The sequence below is a fragment of the Ferrovibrio sp. genome, assembly GCF_046297895.1.
Classification (GTDB): domain Bacteria; phylum Pseudomonadota; class Alphaproteobacteria; order Ferrovibrionales; family Ferrovibrionaceae; genus Ferrovibrio.
This window is the reverse complement of sequence record NZ_JBKBHC010000001.1, coordinates 287,758-310,522: the sequence shown is the minus strand read 5'-3', so window position 1 is coordinate 310,522 and position 22,765 is coordinate 287,758. Positions and strand designations below refer to the sequence as shown.

Here is a 22,765-nt window from a genome sequence, read left to right as displayed (position 1 = left end):
TGCGGAGCCCACAGGTCATGCCGGCTGACGATTTCACCGCCTATGCCTTGGATTGCCTGAATGCGGCCCGGGCCGGACCGGTGACGCGTGAGCGGCTGTTCGGCGGCAGCGGTCTGCGCATCGACGGAGATCTGTTTGGCGTGATCCTGCGCGGTACGCTCTATTTTGTGGTCGACGATCAGACCCGGCCGCGGTTCATCGAAGCCGGCATGGGGCCGTTCCGATACAGCCGCAAGGACGTGCAGCAGGCGATCGAACGCTGGTACGAACTGCCCGAGGATGTGCTGCTCGATCCGGCCGAGCTGCGCGACTGGGTAAGGGATGCGCTGGCTGCCTCGCGTCGCACGGCCAAGCCGAATAAGCCGAAGCGGTCCAAGGCAGGACAGGTTTTGGCGAAGCGCGCCGCGGCGAGGAATCGCGTCAGGAAGAACTGATCAGAAATCCTGTCGGCGCAGATCGCGCAGGGCCCGCATCAAGGGCAGGGCGCTGAATAGGGCAGCGATGCCGGCGGCCTCGGTCCAGTCGATTGCGCCCCAGCTCACAAGTCCGTCTGCCACCAAGAAAAACAGGATAATGGCCAGGGCCAAGAAGAAAACGGCGCCGGGCGAAGTCGTGGGCGAAGTCATGACGGTCTCCACGCAAGGGGAATGCGTGGAGGCTAGACGCAACGGCATCGATCCGCCGCCGACAAGGCTGTGACGGCTGTGACAAGGTTGTGACCAAGCGATGTTCAGCGCTTGCCGTAGCGTTTCTCGATTGCGGCATAGAGAGCGCGCAGACCCGTGGCCTCGGCGCCGAGTGGCCGGCCGGGGCGGGCTTTAGGGTTCCAGGCGAACATGTCGAGATGGGCATAGGATTTCGTCTTTGTCACGAATTCCTTCAGGAATAGGGCCGCCGTGATTGAACCGGCAAAAGGCGTATCTCCCGAATTGCTAAGATCACCCACCTTGCCCTCGATGTATTCGCGATAGGGCTGGTGCAACGGCAGGCGCCACAGCGGATCACCTACGGTGAGCCCCGCATCCAGCAGGGCCTGGGCCATGACATCGTCGGTCGAGAACAGCGCGGGCAGGTCAGGTCCGACGGCGACGCGCGCCGCGCCGGTCAGCGTGGCGGCATCGATCAGCCAGTCGGGCTTCTCGGAATCGGCCTCGGCCAGCGCATCGCCCAGCACCAGGCGACCCTCGGCATCGGTATTGCCGATTTCCACCGTCAGCCCTTTGCGGCTGGGCAGCACGTCGCCCGGGCGGAATGCATTGCCCGATATGCTGTTTTCCACCGCGCCGATCAGCACGCGCAGCCGCACCGGCAGCTTCATCGCCATGATGGCGGCAGACAGGCCCAGCATCACCGCGGCGCCGCCCATGTCCTTCTTCATCAGCAGCATGCCGGAGGAGGGCTTGATATCCAGGCCACCAGTATCGAAACAGACGCCCTTGCCGACCAGGGTGAGTTTCGGGTGCTTGGGGTTGCCCCAACGCATGTCGATCAGGCGCGGCAGGCGATGCGAGGCCCGGCCCACCGCATGGATCATCGGATAGTTCCGCTCCAGCAATTCCTCGCCGATGATGCAACTGAATTCCGCCCCGCCGATCAGTGCAATGGCCCGCGCGGCCTCAGCCAATTCGGCCGGGCCCATGTCCCCGGCCGGGGTATTGATCAGATCGCGGGCCAGCACGATGCCGTCATAAAGCGCGACGACGCGCTGCTTGTTGGCCTTCGCCGGCCAGATCAGGCGGGCGGACTTCCTCTCGATCTTTCTGTAGCGGTCGAAACGGTAATTCGCGAGTGCCCATCCAAGCGCCGCCGCATCGCCGGCTTTGCCGTCGGTTAGCCGGTATTCGCCGCTGGGTAGAACGGCGGCGATGGCGGCATAGGACCACAGGTCGGGCTGCTCGGGCAGGCCGGCGATCACGCGGGCGGGCCTACCGGTTTTAGCATCCGGCAGCACCAGCACCTGGCCAGGCTTGGCCTTGAAGCCCTGGCTTTCGGCCAGGCCGGGCACCGGCGCCTTCTCGCGCGCCATGCGGGCCGGCCATTGTTTGGCAGTGAAGGTGTCGACGGGGATGGCGACGGCGGCCTTGGCAGTAAGGGTTGCGGTCACTGGTGCCTCGGAAATGATGGGTATGGCAATGTCTGTGCGAATTGACCTGTCTCGTTTATAAGGGCTGCGCGACCGGAACGAAATACGCGGCCACAACCAGGAGCCCCCCGTGAGCGATCTTACCCTTGTCATCGGCAACAAGAATTACTCGAGCTGGAGCCTGCGGCCATGGCTGGCGCTGAAGGCCACCGGCCAGGCTTTCGACGAGGCCCTGATCGTCCTGCGTCAGGCCGAGACCAAGGCAAAGATCCTGGGGTATTCCGCCGCGGGCAAACTGCCGGTGCTCAAGCATGGCGACCTGTTGATATGGGACAGCCTGGCCATCTGCGAATACGTCGCCGAGACCTGGCCCGAAGCGAAGCTACTACCCGAGGACCGTCGTGCCCGTGCGGTTGCCCGCAGCGTGATGAGCGAGATGCATTCGGGTTTTACCGCACTGCGCCGCGATCTGCCGATGGATATTTGCCGACTGGGCAAGGCACCGGGGATACCCTCGGATGAAGCCCGGCACGACATCGCCCGCATTCAGCAGATATGGCAGGATTGCCGCGGTCGTTTTGGCGAAAAAAGCGGGGATGGCAGCGGCGATTTCTTGTTTGGCCGCTTCAGCCTCGCCGATTGCATGTATGCCCCGGTGGCAACCCGATTCCGCACCTATGGCGTATCGCTCGATCCGGTAAGCGCAGCCTATGTCGACGCCATCTATGCGCTGCCTGCGATGCAGGAGTGGATTGCCGCGGCCGCACAGGAGCAACCGCTTCCTGAGCCCTGAGGCCGCCCCCGGATCAGGTGATCAGCTTCATTTCGCGGTAAAACCTTTCGGCGCCGCGGTGCAGCGGGGTCGAGACGCCCAGCAGGGCGGTCCCCAGCCTGATCTTCTGTGCCATGGCCGGGCCGGCATCGAGGATGCGGCGGTTTTGTGGATGCCACAGGGCACGGAGGATCTCGTAGGCCAGATCCGCATCCAGACTCTCCGGCACCACCCATTGCATGCCGATGCTCAGTGTTTCGGTTTGGTCTACACCGGCATAGGTGGAGGCGGGGATCAGGTCCCGGCTGAAAAAATGATGGCGGCGCAGAGCACCTTCAATCTGCCGGCCGGCCAGCGGCACCAGATCGGCGATGCCGCGGTCGGTCAGGTCGCCCACCGTGGGCGCTGGCTGGCCCGAGATCAGGAAGAAGGCGTCCAATTCGTTACGCGCCATCAGATCTGCCGCCTCACCCGGGTCGACCTCGAGCATCTTCAGCTGCTGCAGCCGAACGCCATACGCTGCCAGAATGATCTCGGCATTGAAGCGGGTACCAGAGCCGGCGCGATCGATCGAGACGCGCTTTCCAACCAAGTCGCGCAATTCGGCAATACCGCTGCCGCGCCGCACCACCAAGTGCACGGTCTCAGGATAGAGGTTTGCCAGCACCCTGAGATTGGCCTGCTTGGCGCGCCGGAAATACAGTCCTTCACCCTGCCAGGCGCTGTATACTAGGTCGGCCTGGGCGAAGCCTGATTCGATGCTCTCGTTGCCGACTGCGGCGAGATTGGCGACCGATCCTGCACTGGACAGCGCCACCGCGATCATGCCGGGTACGCCGCAGGAGCCGCCCTTCTCGCAGGGCCGGCTGCCCGGCGGATTGGAGATGGCGGAGGCGATGGTGACGCCGACCGGGAAGGCGGTGGTGTGGGCCGAGCCGGTGAGGATGCGGAAAAAGCCGCCGGTGACGGGCGCGGCCGGGGCGGGCCTTTCCTGTGCCAATGCCAGGCTCGAGCCGATGGTCAGGCCCGAGGCGATCGTGCTGGCAAGGAAATCGCGGCGGCGCATAGTTTTATTATACGCCGGCCGCCGGGGACTGGCCAGCAAAGGTTCCGTGACTAGTCCTGAGATCCGGCGTGTTCGGCCTTGCGGTTCCGCGGCCGATCGAATTTGAGCTTGGCGGCCAGTACGGCCGCAGTGAGGCACAGCGTGACCAGGTTGGCGGCGATCAGGCCAGGCGAGCCGATCATCAGGCCGTAGACCAGCCACAACGCGATGCCGGCATTCATCAGCAGGAACATGATCAGCGAGATATCGCGTGCGGTGCGGCTGCGCCAAACTTTCAGCACCTGGGGCACATAGGCCAGGGTGGTGAGGAAACCGGCGACGAGGCCGGTGGACTCGACAAGTTCAGAGGGCATGGCCGCAGTATAGGCGGTCAGACGCGGGTGATGAAGGCGTTCTGCAGGCGGGCGATGGTGCTGCGCAGGGCGGCATCCTCGTAGGGCCGGGAGGGCAATTTGCCCCAGATCGGGCCCGGCCAGGCCGGATCTTCGCGGAACCGGGCGACGACATGAACATGAAGCTGGGGCACCATATTGCCAAGGGCGCCAACATTCAGCTTGTGCGGTTCGAAGCAGTATTGCAGCACCCGCTGGGCCTGGGCGATCTCGTTGATCAGCAGCTTGCGCTGCTTCTCGGTCAATTCGTGAATTTCGGTGATGTTCTCCACCGTCGGGATCAGCACCAGCCAGGGGTACTGGGCATCATTCATCAACTGCACGAGGCAGAGCTTCATGCGGCAGACCGGAAGAGTGTCCCGGCGCAACTGGTCATGCAGGGTGAACATCGTCTATCTTCGCTTTCTGAACGAGCGATACGCGTCGTGTATCGGCTGATAAACCATTCGCAGAGGACTTGTCCATGGCCGCGAAAACGCTGCCCGTATTGCGCGTGAAAGCACGCGAAGAGCGCCGTGTGAAGGGTGGACATCCTTGGGTGTACTCCAACGAAATGGAACTCGACGCCACGGCGAAAGCGTTGCCGCCGGGCACGATGGTGCGTCTGTTCGATGCTCACGGCGCGGGTATCGGCGTGGCAAGCTTCAATCCCCATTCGCTGATTGCCGCACGTTTGTGGTCCCGCGATACCGAGGCGCGCATTGATGCAGGTTTTCTCAGCGCCCGGCTGCAATTTTCAAAAATGCTCCGGGATCGCTGTTTCTCGTCGCCATATTACAGGCTGGTCCATGCCGAGGCCGATGGCATGCCCGGCGTGGTGATCGACCGTTACGACGATGTGTTCTGCCTGCAGGCCAACACCGCTGGCGCCGAGATGCTTACGCCGTTGCTGGTTGAAGCGCTGCAAACGATGTTCCGCCCACGCGCCATCGTGCTGCGCAATGACGCCGCCGTGCGCAAGCTGGAAGGCCTGGAACAGGAGATCAGGCTCGCCGCCGGTGCGCTGGACAAGCCGGCCATGGTGGAGGAAGGCGGCGTGCGGTTTGCCCTCGATCTGCTGGAAGGCCAGAAGACCGGCTGGTATTTCGACTTGGCCGGTGCGCGCGCCATCCTGGCCTCGCTGGCGAAAGGTCAGAAGATGCTGGACTGCTACTGCAATTCCGGTGCTTTCGCCTTGACGGCGGCGAAGGCCGGCGCAAAAAGCGTGTTGGGCATCGACCGGTCCGAACTGGCCTTGGCACAGGCAACGGATGCCGCGAAACAGAACGGCCTGGCGAAAATCGCGCGCTTCGAGAAGGGCGAGGCTTTCGACGCGCTGGAAAAGCTGAACCAGTCGGGAGAGCAGTTCGGCATCGTGGTCACCGATCCGCCGAATTTCGTCAAAAGCCGCAAGGATCTCGGGCCGGGTAGCCGCGCCTACCGCAAGCTGGCCAAGCTGGCCGCGCCGCTGGTGGCGCCGGGCGGATTGTGGTTCGTGGCCTGCTGCGCCCATCTGCTGCCGGGCGAGTTGTTCGCCAAGGAAGTGGCGATCGGCCTGAGCAATGCCGGCCGCAGCGGCCGCATCCTCTATCAGGGCGGCGCCGGCCCCGACCATCCGGTGCATCCGCACCTGCCGGAGAGCGCCTACCTGAAATGGCAGATCTTGCAGCTCGACTGAGCTAGCGCCGGTTCAGGCTTCTGAACCATGGTTCCAGACGGCGGATCGCTTCGTCGACCACGCTGGCATCCATGCAGAAGGAAAAGCGTAGGAAGCGGCGGCCATCGGCGGTATCAAAATCGACGCCCGGCGCGGTCACCACGCCGGTTTCCTCCAGCATGCGCTTGCAGAAAGCGACGGAATCGTCGCTGAAATCGCCGATATCGGCATAGAGGTAGAAAGCGCCATCGGGCGGTGCGAAGCGTGTGATGCCGAGGCGTGGCAGAGCGGCGAGCAGGGCATCGCGGTTCCGTTTGTAAGCCAGCACGCGAGGCTGCAGTTCCTCGTCGGCACTCAGCGCGGCCACGCCGGCAAGCTGGGAGAGCGTCGGCGCGGAAATCTGCAGGCTGCCATGCAGCGCCTCGATGCGCGGCACCAGCCGTTCGGGCAGCACCAGCCAGCCAAGCCGCCACCCGGTCATCCCCCAGTATTTCGAAAAGCCGTTGATCACGACGGCATCGTCGCCGGCCGAGAGGATCGTGTCGGCTGGCTGGTCATAGGTGACGCCATGATAGAGTTCGTCGACGATCAGCCACAGTCCGTGCAGGCGGCAGGCCTCATAGATGGCGCGCAGCTCGGTCGCAGACAGCATGGTGCCGGTGGGATTCGCCGGACTGGCGACCACAATGCCCTTCACCTGTGGCGGCAAGCTCGCGATCATCGCCGGCGTGACCTGGAAACGCGTGGCGGCATCGGTGGCCACCCGATACGGGATCAGGTCGAGCGCCTTCAGCGTGCCGCGATAGGCCGGATAACTCGGCTCCACCACGGCCACTGTGTCGCCGGCGGAAAAGCAGGCGAGAAAGGCCAGCATGAAACCCGATGACGTGCCGATGGTGGCGGCGACGCGCGAAGCCGGAATGTCCAGGCCATGACGGCGACGATAAAGCCCTGCTATGCCCTCGCGCAGCGGCATGATGCCGAGTGCCTCGGTGTAACCGAGCTGCCGCCCGCTGCCCAGCGCCTTCTGCGCGGCGGCGATGGCGGCCTGCGGCGGCGGCAGGGTCGGTTCGCCCACCAGCAGGTTCACCACCTCGCCGCCTGCCTTCACGCGGGCATTCACCGCCTTGAAGATCTCCCACATCTGGTAGATCTCCACATCGCTGCGCGGTGAAGGCTGGGGCCCAGTTTGGGGCGCGGTGAAAACGCGGTCGGCACTGGCGAGCATGCTGGTATCAATCCACTGAGAAGGTTACGGCTTCGATGCGATAGCCGTCTGGATCGAATATGAAGGCGGCGTAATAGGTCGGCGTGTATTGAGGGCGCAGGCCCGGGGGGCCATTGTCGCGGCCGTTCTGCGCCAGCGCAATGGCATGGAAGGCATCCACGGCATCGCGCGTATCGGACCGAAAGCAGATATGCAGCCCTGATTTTGGATCGTCGGGCACCGGGCTGGGGCTGGTGTCGAGCCAGAATTGCGGCCGGTCGCGGCCATAACCCAGGCCATGCGAGCCCTCATAAAGCCGTCTGTAGCCCAGCGGAAGCAGGACGGCATCGTAGAAACGGCCCGAGGCGACCAGGTCGCGCACCCCGATGGAAATGTGGTCGAACATGCCTATATAACCTCCTTAACGGTTAGTAGGAATGTAGCGGGACAACGCGCCATTGGCCAGCGCCACGCCCAGGCTGACAGCGGCGATGCCGGCCCAGGTTATCAGGGTCGGCCATTCGCCCAGCAGCGGAATGGCGAGTAGCGCGGTGAGGGCCGGTGTAAGGGCGCCAAAGGCGGAAGCGCGCGCAGCGCCCAGGCGCCGTACAGCAAAACCATAGGCGGCCATACTGAGCAGGCCGGAGGCGACCGACTGGAAAAGCTGCACGCCGATCTCGAACAACGGCGCAGCCAGCAGGCGGCTTTCCAGCGCCAGCAGGTAAAGCGGCAGATAGGTTAGGAAGGAGACGACATAGACCAGCGCGGCGGCCTGCCAGATGCCCAGGCCGCTTTTTTTCATGGCGATGGTGTAGCAGGCCCACATGGCGCCGGCAGCGACGAACATCAGGTCGCCGCGCCAGGTTTCGCCGATCCAGTTGCTGCCGATATCATCCAGCACCTGCCAGCCGCCGACCGCCATGGCACCGGCCAGCATCAGGCCCATGCCGAACCTGCGTGAGGATGTGAAGCGCTCGCCCAGCAGCAGCGCAGCCAGCAAGGCGGCGAACAGGGGCATCAGGCCGGGCATCAAGGCGCCGGCATGGGCGGCCGGCGCGAAGACCATGCCGCCGCTGCTGGTCAGGATGAAGGGTAGGCCGGCGCCGCTAACCAGCACGGCCAGCAGCAGCGGCCAGCGCGACCGGCCGATGGCCGCCGACGGGGCGCGCGGTGGATGCCGCAGCAGTACGGGCAGCAGGATCAGGGCCGGCAGCAGCAGGCGCAGGAATATCACATCCCACAGAGTCAGGCTTCCGGTGACGCCGAATCGGGTCGCCACAAGGCCTGCGGCCCAGAGGATGACGGTGAATAGGGCGGCCGCCCCGCCCAGCAGGCGGGTCGGTTCCGCCTGACGCGCTTCCGGGCGGGTCGGTGAGCCGGGGGCTGTGAGGCTGCTGTCGGTGGTCATGCTGGAATCTCAAGGTTGGAATGGCGGCAGAATGGCCTGCGATACCCAGGCATGTCCTTGCGATTTCTGCCTTATATGTCATAATTTGAGCAATACTATGGTATTTCTAGTTCACTTTTAGGCATATCATGCCAAATTCACCACTTGATGCTTTCGACCACAAAATCCTCGCCGCTTTGCAGGAGGATGGCCGGCTCAGCAATGTCGACCTGGCCGACAAGGTTGGTCTGTCGCCGTCGCCTTGCCTGCGGCGGGTGAGGCGGCTGGAGCAGGAGGGCTACATTCGCGGTTATCGTGCAGTGCTCGACCGTCGGAAGGTCGGATTGGGTCTCACGGTCTACGTCGATATCAAGGTGGAGAAACATTCCACCGAGAACGCAGCCATGCATCAGCGCCTTCTGGAGGCGATCCCTGAAGTGGTGGCAGCCCATATGGTGTCTGGCGAGGCGGATTTTGTGGCAGAGGTGGTGGTGCCCGATCTGGCGGCCTATGAGGAACTGCTGACCGAGCGGCTTTTAAGCCTGCCGATGGTGAAGGATATCCGGTCGAATTTCGTGATCCGGCCGGTGAAGACCGATGCCGCGCTGCCCCTCAGGCATCTCGATCGCGACGGATGACCGGGTACAATGCATAAACTGCCGTCCTCTCGACTCTTTTCGGGCGTCACCGTATAGTCCGGCGACCGCCGCAAAGCCGCCATATTGACCGCCTAATCACCGCCCTGCCGGAAACCGGCACAGGGCGGGGCGGAACGATACGGAGCGCTGCCGGCCAGGGTCGTGGTTCGTATCTCTCTGCAGGCTGTCATGCGCTATTCGGGACTTCTTGTCCTTTTCCTGGTTGCCGTCCTCAACCTGGCCGGCTGGGCCTACATGAATCGCCCGATCGAGCCGCGGCCCTGGGGCGAGGTGATCAACGGCGTCGACTATTCGCCTTTCCGCGCCGATCAGGATCCGCGCAACAACCGCTTCCCCACCGAGGCCGAGATCGAGCAGGACATGCAGTTGCTGTCCGGCCAGGTCAAGCAGATCCGGACCTACTCGATGCTGGAGGGCCAGGGGGAGATCGCCAAGATCGCAGGCCGCTATGGTCTGGAGGTGATGCAGGGCATCTGGCTCGATGGCCGCCTGGAACGCAACGAGCAGGAGGTTGAGGCGCTGATCGCTGCCGCCAGCAGCCACAGCAACATTCGCCGAGTACTCGTCGGCAACGAGACGATGCTGCGTGCCGACATGCCGCTTGAGGATCTGGTCAGCTATATCCGCCGCGTGCGCACCGGCCTTGCCGGTAAGCACATAGAGGTCTCCACCGCCGAGACCTGGGACATCTGGCTGCGCTATCCGCAGCTCGGACGCGAGGTCGATTTCATCGCCATCCACCTGCTGCCTTACTGGGAGGGCCAGGCGCCCGAAAAAGCGGTGGAATATGCGCTCAGCCGCTATCAGCAGGTCAAGGACGCCTTTCCGACCAAGAAGGTGGTGATCACCGAAATCGGCTGGCCGTCGGAAGGCCGCATCCGTCGCGACGCGGTGCCCAGCCCGACCAGCCAGGCCGCCTTCCTGCGCGGTTTTCTCAACATCGCCAACCAGCGCGGCCTCGACTATTTCATCCAGGAAGCCTTCGACCAGCCATGGAAGCGCAATATCGAAGGCTCGGTTGGCGCCTACTGGGGCGTCTACAATGCCGACCGCACGCCTAAGTTCCCCATGGTCGGCCCGGTCAGCGACCGGCCGCACTGGCCGCAACTGGCCGCGGCCTCGATCCTGCTGGCGCTGCCGCTGATGGCTTGGTTCCTGGCGCGCTGGTCGGACCTGCGCTTCTCGGGCCGCTTCTTTTTCATCGCCCTGATCCAGGTCGTCACCAGTGCGCTGGTGATGGTGGTGGATTCCGGCTTGAGCAGCTACATGAGCCCGGGCATCGCATTGATGTGGGCGATGCTGCTTCCCCTGCTGCTGCTGCTGTTCATGGTGGTGCTGGCAGAGGGGCTTGAGCTTTCCGAGGTGATCTGGGCCAATCGGCGCCAGCGCCATTTCCTACCTTTCAAGACCGATGTGGAACGCAACTGGCCGAAAGTGTCGATCCACATTCCGGCCTATAACGAACCGCCGGAGATGCTGAAGAAGACCCTGGATGCCCTGGCGCGGCTGGATTATCCGAATTTTGAAGTCCTGGTGATCGACAACAACACCAAGGACGAGAAGGTTTGGCGGCCGGTGGAGGAGTATTGCCTGGAGCTGGGCGAGCGATTTCGCTTTTTCCATGTCTCGCCGCTGAAGGGCTTCAAGGCCGGCGCCCTGAACTTCGCCCTGCGTCATACCGCCAAGGATGCCGAGATCGTTGGCGTGATCGATGCGGATTACCTGGTCGAGCCCGACTGGCTGAAATCCCTGGTGCCGTATTTCGACCGCGCCGATATCGGTTTCGTGCAGGCGCCGCAGGATCATTACGACTGGAAAAACGACACATTCAAGGAATTCATCAACTGGGAATATGCCGGCTTTTTCCAGATCGGCATGGTCCAGCGCAATGAACGCGATGCCATCATCCAGCACGGTACCATGACCCTGGTCCGTCGTGCCGCCATTGAGCATGTTGGTCCCTGGGCGGAGTGGTGTATCTGCGAGGATGCCGAGATGGGCCTGCGTCTGCTCGCTGGCGGCTGGCACTCGGTCTATACCGACCGCCGCTTCGGCTACGGTCTGACGCCGGACAGCTTCGGTGGCTACAAGAGCCAGAGGTTCCGCTGGGCCTATGGCGCGGTGCAGATCATCAAGCGGCACTGGCGCGACATGTTGCCGGGCGACGAGCGCAAGCTTGACCCGATGCAGCGCTATCACTTCATCACCGGCTGGATGCCATGGTTCGCCGATGCGCTTGGCCTTGTCTTTGCCATCGCCTCGCTGGTCTGGACGGTGGGCGTGCTGGTGCTGCCGAAATATTTCGAGCTGCCGCTGGCGCTGTTCCTTCTGCCGGTGGTGGCCGTGTTCGGAGCCAAGCTGGCGCAGTTCCTGTGGCTCTACAAGATCCGCGTACCCTGCACCCTGCGTCAGCGCCTTGGCGCAGGCCTGGCCGGTCTGGCGCTCACCTATACCATCGCCAAGGCGATGCTGTATGGCTTGTTCACCTCCAAGCTGCCCTTCATCCGCACCCCCAAGTACGAAGACCAGGCGGCGTTCGTGCAGGCACTGATCATGGCGCAGGAAGAAGTGCTGTTGGGCGTGTTGCTGGTGCTGGCGGGCATCGGCATGTGGAATTTCCAGGGTGGCGAAGACCCCGAGGCGCGCCTGTGGGCCATCGTGATGTGGGCTCAGTCGGTGCCATACTGGGCCTCGCTTGCGTTGGCGGCCATCAGCACCGCGCCAAAGTCCCCCAGCAAGGGGGCGTCGGTGCCGGCGCAGACTTCACCCACCGTCGGCGCCTCCGCCGAAGGCACGCCGGCCCAATGACCCAGGGCCCAGCGATGGCCGCAGCACCCCTCTAGCGTAACGGATTGAGACATGCATGCGCCGACGCCGCAGCCGGCCACCCGCTTCCTGCAACTCTTGCTGTTCGTCCTGCTGGCCGCCGCCCTGACCATCCTGGTCTGGTGGCTGCCGAACCGTGCCCAGCCGGCCGGGTACGGGCAGGGTAGCCAGATCGCCGTTGCGGCGAAAGCGAATGTCATCGAAAGCCTGTCCTTCGCGCCGTTCCGGCGCGGGCAGAGCCCCCTGACCCGTGTGTATCCATCGGCCGAACAGGTGGAAGAGGACCTGGCCAGCCTGAAGGGCATCGCCAGGGGCGTGCGGACCTACACCGCCCGCGAAGGACTGGAGGTGGTGCCCGTCAAGGCGGGACAATACGGCCTGCAGGTGATGCAGGGCATCTGGCTCGGTCGCGAATCCGCCATCAACGAAGCCGAGGTGGAGGCGGGCATCCGGCTGGCCAACCAGTATCCCGACACGATCAAGTCGGTGATCGTCGGCAACGAGGTGCTACTGCGCAAGGATCTCACCGTCGATCAACTCATCGCCCAGATCCGCAGAGTGAAGGCCGCAGTCAAGCAGCCGGTCACCTATGCGGATGTTTGGGAATTCTGGCTGAGGTTTCCGCAGCTTCTACATGAGGTTGATTTCGTCACGGTGCATTTCCTGCCCTACTGGGAGGACATGCCGATCGGTGTGGCGCATTCCATGCCGCATATCATGGAGGTCTACCGCCAGGTGCAGGCTGCTCTGCCCGGCAAGCCGGTGGTGATTGGCGAGGTCGGCTGGCCCAGCCAGGGCCGTTCGCGCCGCGATGCCGTCCCATCGCCGGTCGAGGCGGCATCCTTCATCACCGATTTTCTTCAGCTCGCCGAGCGCGAGGGGCTCTCCTACAATCTGGTTGAGGCCTTCGATCAGCCCTGGAAGGAACGGCTGGAAGGCACCGTCGGCGCGGCATGGGGCGTATTGGACGAACTGCGTGAGCCCAAATTCGAAATCGGCGGCATGGTTTCCAATCTGCCGCAATGGCCGCTCTTCGCCGGATTGTCGCTGTTGATTGGCTTGATCCTGATGGTGGTGCGTGCCCAGCAACTCGTTGCGCTGCCGCCGCGCGCAATGCTGGTCGCCGTGCTGTATGCGCAGGGGCTTGCCGCGTTGTTGGGCGCCACCATCGAGCATGGTCTTGAATACAATTATTCGGCCAGACACCTGATTGAGTTTGCCCTGCTCGCAGCCGTGCAGGGCGTTTTTGCCGCACTTCTGTTCGCCGAACTGCTCGACCGCCTCGCTGGCCTGTTGCCGGCTGGCGTGCCGCTGCGTCCATTGGGGCTGGCTTTTGCCGAGTTGCCTCGGTTTGGCCCGCTTTGTCTCGGAATGGGCCGGGGGAAAGCCGACCCCGAGACCCTAGCCAGCCATGCGGCATTGCTGCGCGCGCGGCTGGCGGAATGGATCTATGGCCTTTTGGCGCTGTGGGCGGTCTATCATGGCGTGATGCTGGTGGTGGCCGGTCGTTATCGCGATTTTCCCATCGACTATTTCCTGCTGCCGATTGCCGGCTTCCTCATGCTGCGCCTGCTCACTGGAGGCTTGGCGGCCGGAACTGCCGGCCTTGCTCTGACGGCCGGTTTCACGCGCCCCAAGGCCTCAGAGCCTGGCCGGCTGCGTATGGCTTGGGAAGCGGGCCTAGCCTTCCTGCTGCTCAGCCTGCCGGTGCTGGTGCTGCTGATTGAAACTTTACACAACAGGGAGGCAATTTACTGGTGCATCGTCATGGCTCTGTACGCAGCGCCTCTGCTGGGTAACCTCTTGGCCGCACAGAGTGTTGAGCTGGACCGGGGCGGGGCGGCGGACAAAGCATTTGCCCAATCCGCCCCCAGCCGGTAAAACCGACGCTCACCTATCTGACGTAACGTTAAGTACTGGGAGGATCCGAATGAGCTATATCCGCCGGACATTTGTCGCCGCCGCGGCGCTGTCCCTGTCTCTTGCTGTTGCTACCGGCTCGGCCAAGGCGCAGGAATTCATCAACATCCTGACCGGCGGCACCTCAGGTGCCTACTACCCGATCGGCGTCGCGCTATCGAACGTCTACTCCAAGGCGATTCCGAATGCCAAGGTGCAGGTGCAGCCGACCAAGGCGAGCGTGGAGAATCTCAATCTCCTGCATACCCGCAAGGGCGAAATCGCCTTCACCCTGGGCGATTCCTTGAGTGATGCCTGGAACGGCAAGGCCGATGCCGGCTTCAGCACCAAGCTGAGCTCGCTGCGCGCCATCGCCGCGATCTATCCGAACTACATCCAGATCGTCGCCAATGCCGATTCCGGCATCAAGACGCTTGCCGACCTGAAGGGCAAGCGCATCTCGGTCGGTGCCCCGAAATCGGGTACCGAACTGAACGCGCGCGCGGTGCTCGGCGCCGCCGGCCTGTCCTATAAGGACTTTTCCAAGGTCGAATATCTCGGCTTCGGCGAGTCGGTCGATCTGATGAAGAACCGCCAGATCGACGTCACCCTGCAGTCGGCGGCGCTGGGCGTGGCTTCGATCCGCGATCTGGCAGCTTCGATCGCCATCACCATCGTCGCCGTGCCGGCCGACCTGGTGCCGAAGATCGGCGATCCGGCTTATGTCGCGACCACGATTCCGGCCAACACCTACAATGGCCAGGCTGCGGCCGTGCCGGCGGTGGCGGTGAACAATTTCCTGGTCACCAACGACAAGGTCAGCGATGACCTGGCCTACAAGATGACCAAGGCGCTGTTTGACGATCTCGGCACGCTGCATGCCGCCCATGCCGCGGCCAAGGCGATCACGCTGGAGAACGGCCCGAAGAATGCGCCGGTGCCGCTGCATCCTGGCGCCGCCAAGTTCTACAAGGAAAAAGGGCTGATCAAGTAAACGATCTGCCACCTACTGCGAACGCCGGCGCCATATTCATGGTCGCCGGCGTTTTACATTCGGTTCGAAGGGGGAGTTTCCATGACCGCGAATAATGCCGTCGACAATAATGCGTCAGCCGTCGTCGATCGCGAGAATCCGTCTCACAGCCTGACCCAGTTGGTGGGCTGGCAGGGGCAGACGGTTTTTTATATCGCGGTAGCCTTTACCTTCTTCCAGATCATTACCGCCGCCTTCAGTCCACTGTCGTCGCAGGTGCTGCGCAGCATGCATGTGGGCTTTCTGTTGCTGCTCACCTTCGCGCTGTTTCGCTTCCGCAAGGGCCATGTTGAACGCGCACCCTGGTATGACTGGCTGTTCGGCCTGACCGGTTTTGTCCTGGCTTTCTATCATTGGATATTCGAGGCCGATCTGATCCAGCGCGCCGGAGATCCGACCATGGTCGACCTGGTGGTTGGCGTGATCGTGGTCGCCCTCGTGGTCGAAGGCGCGCGACGTATCATGGGCTGGGAACTGCCGCTGATTTGTGTGGTGTTCATTCCTTATGCCCTGTGGGGACGCTATCTGCCTGATTTCATGGTGCATCGTGGATTCGACCTGGATCAGGTGATCGACACGCTCTATCTCGGCACGGAGGGCATATACGGCACGCCGACCTTCGTTTCCGCTACCTTCATATTTTTGTTCATCCTGTTTGGCGCGCTGCTCGAACGTGCCGGGATGATCCAGCTGTTCAACGACATCGCGTTGGGTACGGTCGGCCACCAGAAGGGCGGTCCGGCGAAAGTGGCGGTGATCTCGTCGGGCCTCATGGGCACCATCAATGGGTCTGGCGTCGCCAACGTGCTGACCACCGGCCAGTTCACCATTCCGCTGATGATGCGCTTCGGTTACCGGCCGCAATTCGCCGGGGCGGTAGAGGCTACGGCTTCCATGGGTGGCCAGATCATGCCGCCGGTCATGGGCGCGGTGGCATTCATCATGGCAGAAACCATCGGCGTGCCGTATTCGCAGATCGCGCTGGCTGCGGTGATCCCGGCCCTGCTGTATTTCGGCTCGGCATTCTGGATGGTGCATTTGGAGGCGGGCCGCCGCAACCTGGTTGGGCTGCCCAAATCCGAATGCCCGAATGCCTGGGCCGCGATCAAACGGCAATGGTATCTGCTGCTGCCGCTTGTCGTGCTGGTTTATCTGCTGTTTTCAGGCTTCACGCCGCTGTTCTCCGGGACAATCGGCATGGCGCTGACGGCAGTGCTGATCCTCGGCCAGAAGGCCGTCGGTGCCGCGCGGGTCCTGCTGCTGCGGGTGCTGTTCTGGGTTGTACTCGGAATCCTGGCGGCAGTGCTCTACAAGGTGATCGGCCTGCGCATCGAGTCGGCTGCCATCGTGCTGGTGGGCCTGCTGGTCGTCGGCACCTGGTTCGTCAAGGGCGGCATCGAGACGCAGAAGCTGCTGCTGCAGAGCTTTGCCGATGCGGCCAAGGGTGCGCTGGGTGTCGGCATGGCCTGCGCACTCGTCGGCATCCTGATCGGCATCATGCAGATGACCGGTCTGGCCAACGACATCGCCCGCGCGATCCTGGCCGTGGCTGGCGACAATCTGCTTCTGGCGCTGGTGATGACCATGGTGGTCTGCCTGGTGCTCGGGACAGGCCTGCCGACCATTCCCAACTATATCATCACCAGCGCCATGGCGGCGCCGGTGCTGCTCGAGATGGGTGTCCCCCTCATCGTCAGTCACATGTTCGTGTTCTATTTCGGAATCATGGCCGATCTTACGCCCCCGGTGGCGCTTGCGGCATTGGCCGCCTCTTCGATCGCCAAGGAAAGCCATATGAAGATCGCCATCACGGCGACCAAGATCGGTATCGCCGGCTATGTCGTGCCCTTCATGGCCGTCTACACGCCGGCACTGATGCTGCAGGGCGGCACTTGGTTCGATACCGGATACGTCCTGATCAAGGCGGTGATCTCGGTCGGCCTGTGGGGCGGCGCTGCCAGCGCCTGGCTGCTGGGGCCGATGACGTGGCCAGAGCGCATATGGGCCACGGTGGCGGCCTTTATGCTCGTCGTGGCGCTGCCGATCACCGACGAGATCGGGTTCGCCCTAGCGGCGGCCTTCCTTGTCTTCCACTGGTGGAAGACAAAACGGGGCAGGGCCGTTGCCTGATGCCGGCGCTTTGCCTGGCGCTGGGCGCGGCGATCGCTGCCCTGGGTGCCGATGTGGCGGAGCTGCGGTGGACCCATAGCGTGCAGAAGACGGAATGGCGCGAGACATGGCGCGCCACCGGTGATGGTTTGCGTATCGAGCGCGCTGCCGTCCAGGGCAGCGGCGCTGGCATGGAGCCGGGCGAGGGCGCGATGCTGGAGCGTGGTTTCTGGGTCTGGCGGCCCCAGCGGCCGCCGCAGCCGGAGATCATCCTGACCCGATCGGGCTTCACGGGAAGCGACTGGCAGATCTGCATCGATGGTGTCTGCCGCACGGTCGGCAGCTATTTCCCAGGCAGCGCGCCGGATGAAAACGTGACTTTGAGGCCTTGCCCCTAAAGGGCCACAGGCAAGCTGCGCAAACGCTGGCCGCTGGCGGCGAAGATGGCATTTGTCAGGGCCGGCGCCACCGGCGGAACGCCGGGCTCGCCTATGCCGCCCGGCGGGGCATCACTCTCAACGAGATGCACATCAATGGGCGGCGTATCGGCCATCGAGAGCATGCGGTAGCTATCGAAGTTACCTTCCTGCACGGCGGCATCCTTCAGCGTCAGCCGGCCATGCAGGGCTGCGGTCAGGCCAAAGATCGCGCCGCCCGAAAGCTGGGCCTTCACAATGGCGGGATTGATCACGGTGCCGGCATCGGCGGCAATGGTGAGGCGGTCGATCTTCAGCTTACTATCGTGCAATGCCACCTGTACCACGATGGCAACGATGCTGCCGAAGCTTTCATGTAGGGCGATGCCGCGACCCTCGTTCTCGCCAAGCGGCGTACCCCATCCGGCTTTACCGGCCGCCAGTTCCAGTACGCGGCGATGGCGCGGACGGTTGGCCAGAAGCTGCAGGCGATAGTTCAGCGGATCCTGCTTTGCAGCATGGGCGGCCTCGTCGACCAGGCTTTCCTTTACGAAGGCCGAGTGGGAATGCCCGACCGAGCGCCAGAAACCGACCGGAACCGGCGTGTCGACGGCGACATATTTCACCGCCGTGTTGGGAATGGCATAGGTGTCGTCGAGACATCCTTCGATGGCGGTTTCATCCGGCCCTAGCCAGGTGGCGGCGGCGAAGATGCGCTTCATGATCGAGGGCGATGCCAGGGCGTGTTTCCACGCCACCAGACGGCCCTGGACATCCAGGCCAAGCTTGACCCTGTGCAAGGCGGCCGGACGGTAGAAATCGCGCCGCATGTCCTGCTCACGGGGCCACATCACCTGCACGGGCTTGCCGGCCACTGCCTTGGCCACGGCAGCGGCAACCGAGACAAAATCGGCCTCTGCGCGCCGGCCGAAACCGCCGCCTAGATAGGTGGTGTGGATGCGAACCCGATCTTCCGACACGCCGGTAACGGCCGCGGCGGCCTTCTGCGCCATGGTCTGGGCCTGGGTTGGCACCCATACGTCGACGCCATCCGGACCGAGTCGGACAGTGGCATTCATCGGTTCCATCGTGGCATGCGCCAGGAAGGGCAGGCGATAGTCGGCGCTGATCACCGTGGCTGCCGCGCCCAGAGCCTTGTCTACATCGCCAGCCTTGTGCGCTTCCTTGCCTTCGGTATCGACCATCGCGTTGAGCCGGCGCCAGAGCATGGCATCGTCAAAGCCGCCATCCACGTCAGGTCGCGCCCATTCTGCATGCACTTCATCGCAGGCCTGCATGGCACGCCAGGTGTTGTTGGCCACCACGGCAAAGCCGTCGGCCAGCCGCACCACGGCCTTTACGCCGGGGCGGGCCAGGGCGGCCCTGTCGTCCAGTCCCTTCAACGTGGCACCAAAGGCCGGCGCCCAGCGGATGGCGGCGAAAAGCTGGTCTGGTTCGCGTATGTCGAGCCCGAAATCAGCACTGCCGTTGATCTTGTCGATTATATCGACGCGCCTGTCATGCCGACCGATCAATCGCCAGGCAGAGCGTGGTTTCAGCGCCGGATCGCCCGCCGCATCCAGCGCGGCTGCCGCATCCGCCAATGCGCCGTAGCTGAGGCTGCGGCTGCCTGACCTGTCCAGAACCATGCCATTGTCGGCCCGGCATTCCGAGGCGGGTATTTTCCAGCGCTCGGCCGCTGCCTGTATCAGGCGCATCCTGGCTTCGGCACCGGCGCGGCGCAGGCTGTCATACCCGCCACGGATCGATGTCGAGCCGCCAGTCACCTGCTGGCCGATCAGTCGTCCGATCTGCTCCAAACCCCAGAGCGGCAGACCGCTTAACGATTCCGCCTTGCCGCCGCTCAGCATGCTCTTGATCATGTAGACATTGCGATAGGCCTTGTCGGCCGGCGCATTGCGGACAGTTACTTTCAGCGGATCGACCTCAAGTTCCTCGGCTAGCAGCGTGGTCAGACCGGTATGGGCACCCTGGCCCATCTCGGAACGGTCGATCAGGAAAGTGATGCGGTCGTCGCGGCCGATATGCAGCCAGGCATTGAAACGCGCGACCAAGGGAAGTGAAACGGCGCTTTGTCCGCGCGCCGCCTGCACCGGCAAAGTTGTCCCGATCAGCAGGCCGCCGGCAGTAAGCCCTGCGCCGCGCAGAAGGCCGCGGCGGGTGGGGGAGAACGGGCGAACGGCACGGTCTTCAGGGCGCGCGGGCGGCATCGATATCTCCCGTGGCGGCGGACCGGGCCAGAATACAGGGCGGCCCGGCTATCCGCAAAGATGCAATCAGACGGCCTTGTCTCGGTTGTGTTTCTGGCCCGGCAGGGCTAAGTCGATGCATCAGTCATAATGATACCGTCCGCCATGCCGTCCCCGTCCCTAGAAGTTGCCATCCGCAGCCAGCGCCTTGCCTTGGCCGGATTGGTGATTGGCGCGCTTGCCATTGCCTTTTCGCCAATTTTCGTGCGTCTGTCGGAGGTTGGGCCGACGGCTACCGGATTTTATCGCACCATTCTGGCCGTGCCGCCGCTCTGGCTGTTCTGGCATTTCCGTCCGGCCAGCGCAAAAAGCATGGACGCGCCGGGCCTGCCGCCGCTGAGCCTGATCCTGATCCCCGGTCTGCTGTTCGCTGGCGACCTGTTCTTCTGGCATCTGTCGATCCAGTACACCACGGTGGCCAACGCCACGCTGCTGAGCAACTTCGCCCCGGTGATCGTCACGCTCGGGGCCTGGCTGGTGCTGCGCGAGAAGATCACGCCATCCTTCCTGGTCGCCCTGCTGGTGTCGATCTGCGGTGCGCTGATGCTGGTGGGCGCCAGTTTCCAGCTCGGCGGCGATTATGTCTTTGGTGATATGCTCGCTTTCACCACGGCGATTTTCTACGGCGCCTACATGATCGCGGTAGCCAAGTTGCGCGGGCGGCACAGCACACAGCAACTCATGTTGTGGTCCAGCTTGGTCAGCGGTCTGGCCCTGCTGCCGATGGTATGGGTGATGGGCGAGGGCCTGCTGCCACCGACCCTGGGCGGCTGGGCCATCCTGTTCGGTCTGGCCTGGGTCAGCCATGCCCTGGGCCAGAGCCTGATCGCCCATGCCTTGGGCCACCTGCCGGCGTCGTTTTCCTCACTGGTGGTGCTGATCCAGCCGGTGGCGGCGGCATTCTTCGGCTGGCTCTGGCTGGGCGAGGGGCTGCAGCCGCTGCAGGTCGCGGGCGGCATCGTGGTGCTGGGCGGCATCCTGCTGGCCCGCCGCGCGCAGCTCAAGGCCGGCTAGGCGACCGAACCGACAGCGCGTTTCGCCGCAAAATCTACGAACCAGCCCAGACTGCCTGGATTGGCCATCGTGCCGGGATTGGAAACCTTTTCAGCCGGCTGGCCGAGCAGGATCTTCTTCACCGGCACTTCCAGCTTCTTGCCCGACAGCGTGCGCGGTACTTCCGCCACCTGGAAGATGTCGTTGGGAACAAAGCGCGCCGAGACCGTCTTGCGGATCGCCTGATTGATCCGCTCCTTCAGCGCGGTATCCAAAGCGATGCCCGGACGCAGGACAACGAAGAGCGGCATGTAGGAGTCGCGGCCCAGATATTCTAGATCGATGACCAGGCTGTCGAGGATCTCAGGCAGTTCCTCCACCGCACGGTAAATCTCGGCGGTGCCCAGCCGCAGGCCGTAGCGGTTGATGGTGGCATCCGAGCGACCGTAGATCACGGCGCCGCCGCGCGGCGTGATTCTGATCCAGTCGCCATGACGCCAGACACCCGGATACATGTCGAAATAGCTGTCGCGATAGCGCTGGCCGTCTTTGTCGTTCCACAGGAACAAGGGCATGGACGGAATCGGCGACACGCAGACCAGTTCGCCCACCTGATTGTCCAGCGGCCGGCCCTGGTCGTCATAGGCCTGGATGTCGGCCCCGAGGCAGCGCACCTGCATTTCCCCGGCATAGACCGGCAGCATGACACAGCCAGCGACGAAGGCGCCGGCGAAATCGGTGCCGCCGGATATTGATGTCAACCAAACATCCTGGCCGAGTTCGCCATAGACCCAGGCATAAGATTCTTCCGATAGCGGCGAACCGGTTGAACCGACACTGCGCAGCTGCGACAGGTCGGCGATCTGCCTTGGCTTCACGCCTGCTTTCTGGCAATTGGCGTAGAAGGCGGCGCCAGCGCCAAAGAAGGTGGCCTTCGTCTCGCCCACAAAGCGCCACAGCGTGGTCCAGTCCGGGTGGCTGGGGGCGCCGTCGTAGATGGCGATGGTGGCGCCGACCAGCAGGCCCGAAACCTGGGCGTTCCACATGATCCAGCCGGTGCTGGAATACCAATGAAAGATATCGTCAGGCCCAATGTCGTTATGCAGCGCCATCATCGCCATGATGACCATCAGGATGCCGCCATGACCATGCACGATAGGCTTGGGTAGGCCTGTCGTGCCTGAGGAATAGACCACCCAGAGCGGATGATCGAACGGCACGGCCTCGACGGCGAGGCTGGCCGGTTTCACGACTATCTCGGTCCAGTTGCCAATACGGACATTCGCAGACATGGCATGGGCGCTAATACCCGGCATCAGAATCAGGTCGGTCAAGGTTGGAAGGGCGGCGATCATTTGGGCCAGCACCTCGCCCTTGTCATGATGTTTGCCGTTGTAGCCGCAGGACGGCACGGCGAACAGCGCCTTGGGTTCGATCTGACGGAAACGGTCGAGTACTGCGTTCAGGCCCATATCGGGCGAGCAGACCGACCAGATGGCGCCAAGGCTTGCGGCCGCCAGAAAGGCGATGATGGTCTCTGGGGTGTTTGGCGCGTAGGCAACCACACGGTCGCCGCGCCCGATCCCCTGGCTGCGCAGATAGGCGGCCATGCTGCCGATCTTTTCGCGCAGTTCGCGCCACGACATCTGGCGCAACGATTGGGTTTCGGAAGCATATAGGATGGCCGGCCGCGCCTCGGTTTCATGCCGCAGCACCTGATCGACGAAATTCACCTCGGCGCCGATGAACCATTCCGCACCAGGCATCTCGCGCTTGCCCAGCACTTTCTTGTACGGCTTGTGGGCCTTGATCTCGAAATAATCCCATAGCGAGGCCCAGAAGCCTTCCAGGTCGTTGACCGACCAGTGCCACAATGCGTCGTAACCGTCGAAATTCCGGCCACGCTCGCGTTTCAGCCACTCCATGTAATGACGCAGGCGGCTGTCAGCGATGCGCTCAGCCGTCGGCGACCACAACAGGGCAGGGGCATCGTTCGCACTCATGGTTCCTCCGGAGA

The 22,765-nt window shown here is 63.4% G+C and carries 20 protein-coding genes; 10 read left to right on the top strand and 10 right to left on the bottom strand.

Annotation, left to right across the window (positions count from 1 at the left end):
- The first annotated feature begins 17 nt into the window (after window positions 1-17).
- Window positions 18-434 (top strand): TfoX/Sxy family protein, encoded by a 417-nt coding sequence (locus tag ACK4FK_RS01500; protein WP_409740113.1) that lies wholly within the window; start codon window positions 18-20, stop codon window positions 432-434.
- On the opposite strand, the gene ACK4FK_RS01495 is transcribed toward ACK4FK_RS01500, so the two are convergent.
- Window positions 435-626 (bottom strand): hypothetical protein, encoded by a 192-nt coding sequence (locus ACK4FK_RS01495; protein WP_409740111.1) that lies wholly within the window; start codon window positions 624-626, stop codon window positions 435-437.
- 104 nt (window positions 627-730) lie between these two features.
- Window positions 731-2,104 carry a leucyl aminopeptidase family protein gene (locus ACK4FK_RS01490; protein WP_409740109.1) on the bottom strand — a complete coding sequence of 458 codons (1,374 nt, stop codon included), beginning with the start codon at window positions 2,102-2,104 and terminating at the stop codon, window positions 731-733.
- Window positions 2,105-2,213: 109 nt separating this feature from the next.
- On the opposite strand from ACK4FK_RS01490, the gene ACK4FK_RS01485 reads away from it, so the two are divergent.
- On the top strand, window positions 2,214-2,876 hold the full coding sequence (locus ACK4FK_RS01485; RefSeq protein ID WP_409740106.1) for a glutathione S-transferase family protein: 663 nt from the start codon (window positions 2,214-2,216) through the stop codon (window positions 2,874-2,876).
- Window positions 2,877-2,889: 13 nt separating this feature from the next.
- Here ACK4FK_RS01485 and ACK4FK_RS01480 read toward each other — a convergent pair whose 3' ends face one another.
- The 3 genes from ACK4FK_RS01480 to ACK4FK_RS01470 are packed head-to-tail and all read right to left on the bottom strand — an operon-like array spanning window position 2,890 to window position 4,702.
- Window positions 2,890-3,921: a TAXI family TRAP transporter solute-binding subunit gene (locus tag ACK4FK_RS01480; protein ID WP_409740103.1), complete on the bottom strand. Its 1,032-nt coding sequence runs from the start codon at window positions 3,919-3,921 to the stop codon at window positions 2,890-2,892.
- A 50-nt stretch (window positions 3,922-3,971) separates the two neighbouring features.
- Window positions 3,972-4,274: a SemiSWEET family sugar transporter gene (locus ACK4FK_RS01475; protein WP_409740101.1), complete on the bottom strand. Its 303-nt coding sequence runs from the start codon at window positions 4,272-4,274 to the stop codon at window positions 3,972-3,974.
- A gap of 17 nt (window positions 4,275-4,291) precedes the next feature.
- A complete protein-coding gene (locus ACK4FK_RS01470) occupies window positions 4,292-4,702 on the bottom strand; it encodes an HIT family protein (protein WP_409740099.1) in 411 nt (136 codons plus the stop codon).
- Window positions 4,703-4,776: 74 nt separating this feature from the next.
- On the opposite strand from ACK4FK_RS01470, the gene ACK4FK_RS01465 reads away from it, so the two are divergent.
- The gene (locus tag ACK4FK_RS01465) at window positions 4,777-5,970 is read left to right on the top strand and encodes a class I SAM-dependent rRNA methyltransferase (protein ID WP_409740096.1); all 1,194 of its coding nucleotides are present in this window, start codon (window positions 4,777-4,779) and stop codon (window positions 5,968-5,970) included.
- A gap of 1 nt (window position 5,971) precedes the next feature.
- Here the strand turns inward: ACK4FK_RS01465 and ACK4FK_RS01460 are convergent, their stop codons facing one another.
- The 3 genes from ACK4FK_RS01460 to ACK4FK_RS01450 are packed head-to-tail and all read right to left on the bottom strand — an operon-like array spanning window position 5,972 to window position 8,564.
- Window positions 5,972-7,177 carry a pyridoxal phosphate-dependent aminotransferase gene (locus tag ACK4FK_RS01460; RefSeq protein WP_409740094.1) on the bottom strand — a complete coding sequence of 402 codons (1,206 nt, stop codon included), beginning with the start codon at window positions 7,175-7,177 and terminating at the stop codon, window positions 5,972-5,974.
- 7 nt (window positions 7,178-7,184) lie between these two features.
- Complete coding sequence (locus tag ACK4FK_RS01455; RefSeq protein ID WP_409740091.1) at window positions 7,185-7,562, bottom strand: VOC family protein; 378 nt, start codon at window positions 7,560-7,562, stop codon at window positions 7,185-7,187.
- 15 nt (window positions 7,563-7,577) lie between these two features.
- The gene (locus ACK4FK_RS01450) at window positions 7,578-8,564 is read right to left on the bottom strand and encodes a DMT family transporter (protein ID WP_409740089.1); all 987 of its coding nucleotides are present in this window, start codon (window positions 8,562-8,564) and stop codon (window positions 7,578-7,580) included.
- A gap of 128 nt (window positions 8,565-8,692) precedes the next feature.
- Here ACK4FK_RS01450 and ACK4FK_RS01445 point away from each other — a divergent pair, with 128 nt between their 5' ends.
- The 6 genes from ACK4FK_RS01445 (at window position 8,693) to ACK4FK_RS01420 (ending at window position 17,467) form a co-directional block, all read left to right on the top strand.
- A complete protein-coding gene (locus tag ACK4FK_RS01445) occupies window positions 8,693-9,181 on the top strand; it encodes an Lrp/AsnC family transcriptional regulator (RefSeq protein ID WP_409740087.1) in 489 nt (162 codons plus the stop codon).
- 189 nt (window positions 9,182-9,370) lie between these two features.
- Window positions 9,371-12,010: a glycosyltransferase gene (locus tag ACK4FK_RS01440; protein WP_409740085.1), complete on the top strand. Its 2,640-nt coding sequence runs from the start codon at window positions 9,371-9,373 to the stop codon at window positions 12,008-12,010.
- 51 nt (window positions 12,011-12,061) lie between these two features.
- The gene (locus ACK4FK_RS01435) at window positions 12,062-13,909 is read left to right on the top strand and encodes a hypothetical protein (RefSeq protein ID WP_409740084.1); all 1,848 of its coding nucleotides are present in this window, start codon (window positions 12,062-12,064) and stop codon (window positions 13,907-13,909) included.
- A 49-nt stretch (window positions 13,910-13,958) separates the two neighbouring features.
- Window positions 13,959-14,921: a TAXI family TRAP transporter solute-binding subunit gene (locus ACK4FK_RS01430; RefSeq protein WP_409740082.1), complete on the top strand. Its 963-nt coding sequence runs from the start codon at window positions 13,959-13,961 to the stop codon at window positions 14,919-14,921.
- Between the two features lie 81 nt (window positions 14,922-15,002).
- Window positions 15,003-17,090, top strand: coding sequence for a TRAP transporter permease (locus tag ACK4FK_RS01425; protein ID WP_409740080.1), 2,088 nt, complete (start codon window positions 15,003-15,005; stop codon window positions 17,088-17,090).
- Entirely contained in the window at window positions 17,090-17,467 is a 378-nt protein-coding gene (locus ACK4FK_RS01420) for a DUF1850 domain-containing protein (protein ID WP_409740079.1), read from the top strand. The genes ACK4FK_RS01425 and ACK4FK_RS01420 overlap by 1 nt, the downstream gene beginning before the upstream one ends.
- On the opposite strand, the gene ACK4FK_RS01415 is transcribed toward ACK4FK_RS01420, so the two are convergent.
- Window positions 17,464-19,716 carry a molybdopterin cofactor-binding domain-containing protein gene (locus ACK4FK_RS01415; protein ID WP_409740077.1) on the bottom strand — a complete coding sequence of 751 codons (2,253 nt, stop codon included), beginning with the start codon at window positions 19,714-19,716 and terminating at the stop codon, window positions 17,464-17,466. The genes ACK4FK_RS01420 and ACK4FK_RS01415 overlap by 4 nt on opposite strands.
- A gap of 144 nt (window positions 19,717-19,860) precedes the next feature.
- Between ACK4FK_RS01415 and ACK4FK_RS01410 the strand changes: the two genes are divergently transcribed.
- A complete protein-coding gene (locus tag ACK4FK_RS01410) occupies window positions 19,861-20,769 on the top strand; it encodes a DMT family transporter (RefSeq protein WP_409740075.1) in 909 nt (302 codons plus the stop codon).
- On the opposite strand, the gene ACK4FK_RS01405 is transcribed toward ACK4FK_RS01410, so the two are convergent.
- On the bottom strand, window positions 20,766-22,751 hold the full coding sequence (locus tag ACK4FK_RS01405; protein WP_409740072.1) for an acetoacetate--CoA ligase: 1,986 nt from the start codon (window positions 22,749-22,751) through the stop codon (window positions 20,766-20,768). The genes ACK4FK_RS01410 and ACK4FK_RS01405 overlap by 4 nt on opposite strands.
- Window positions 22,752-22,765: the final 14 nt, after the last annotated feature.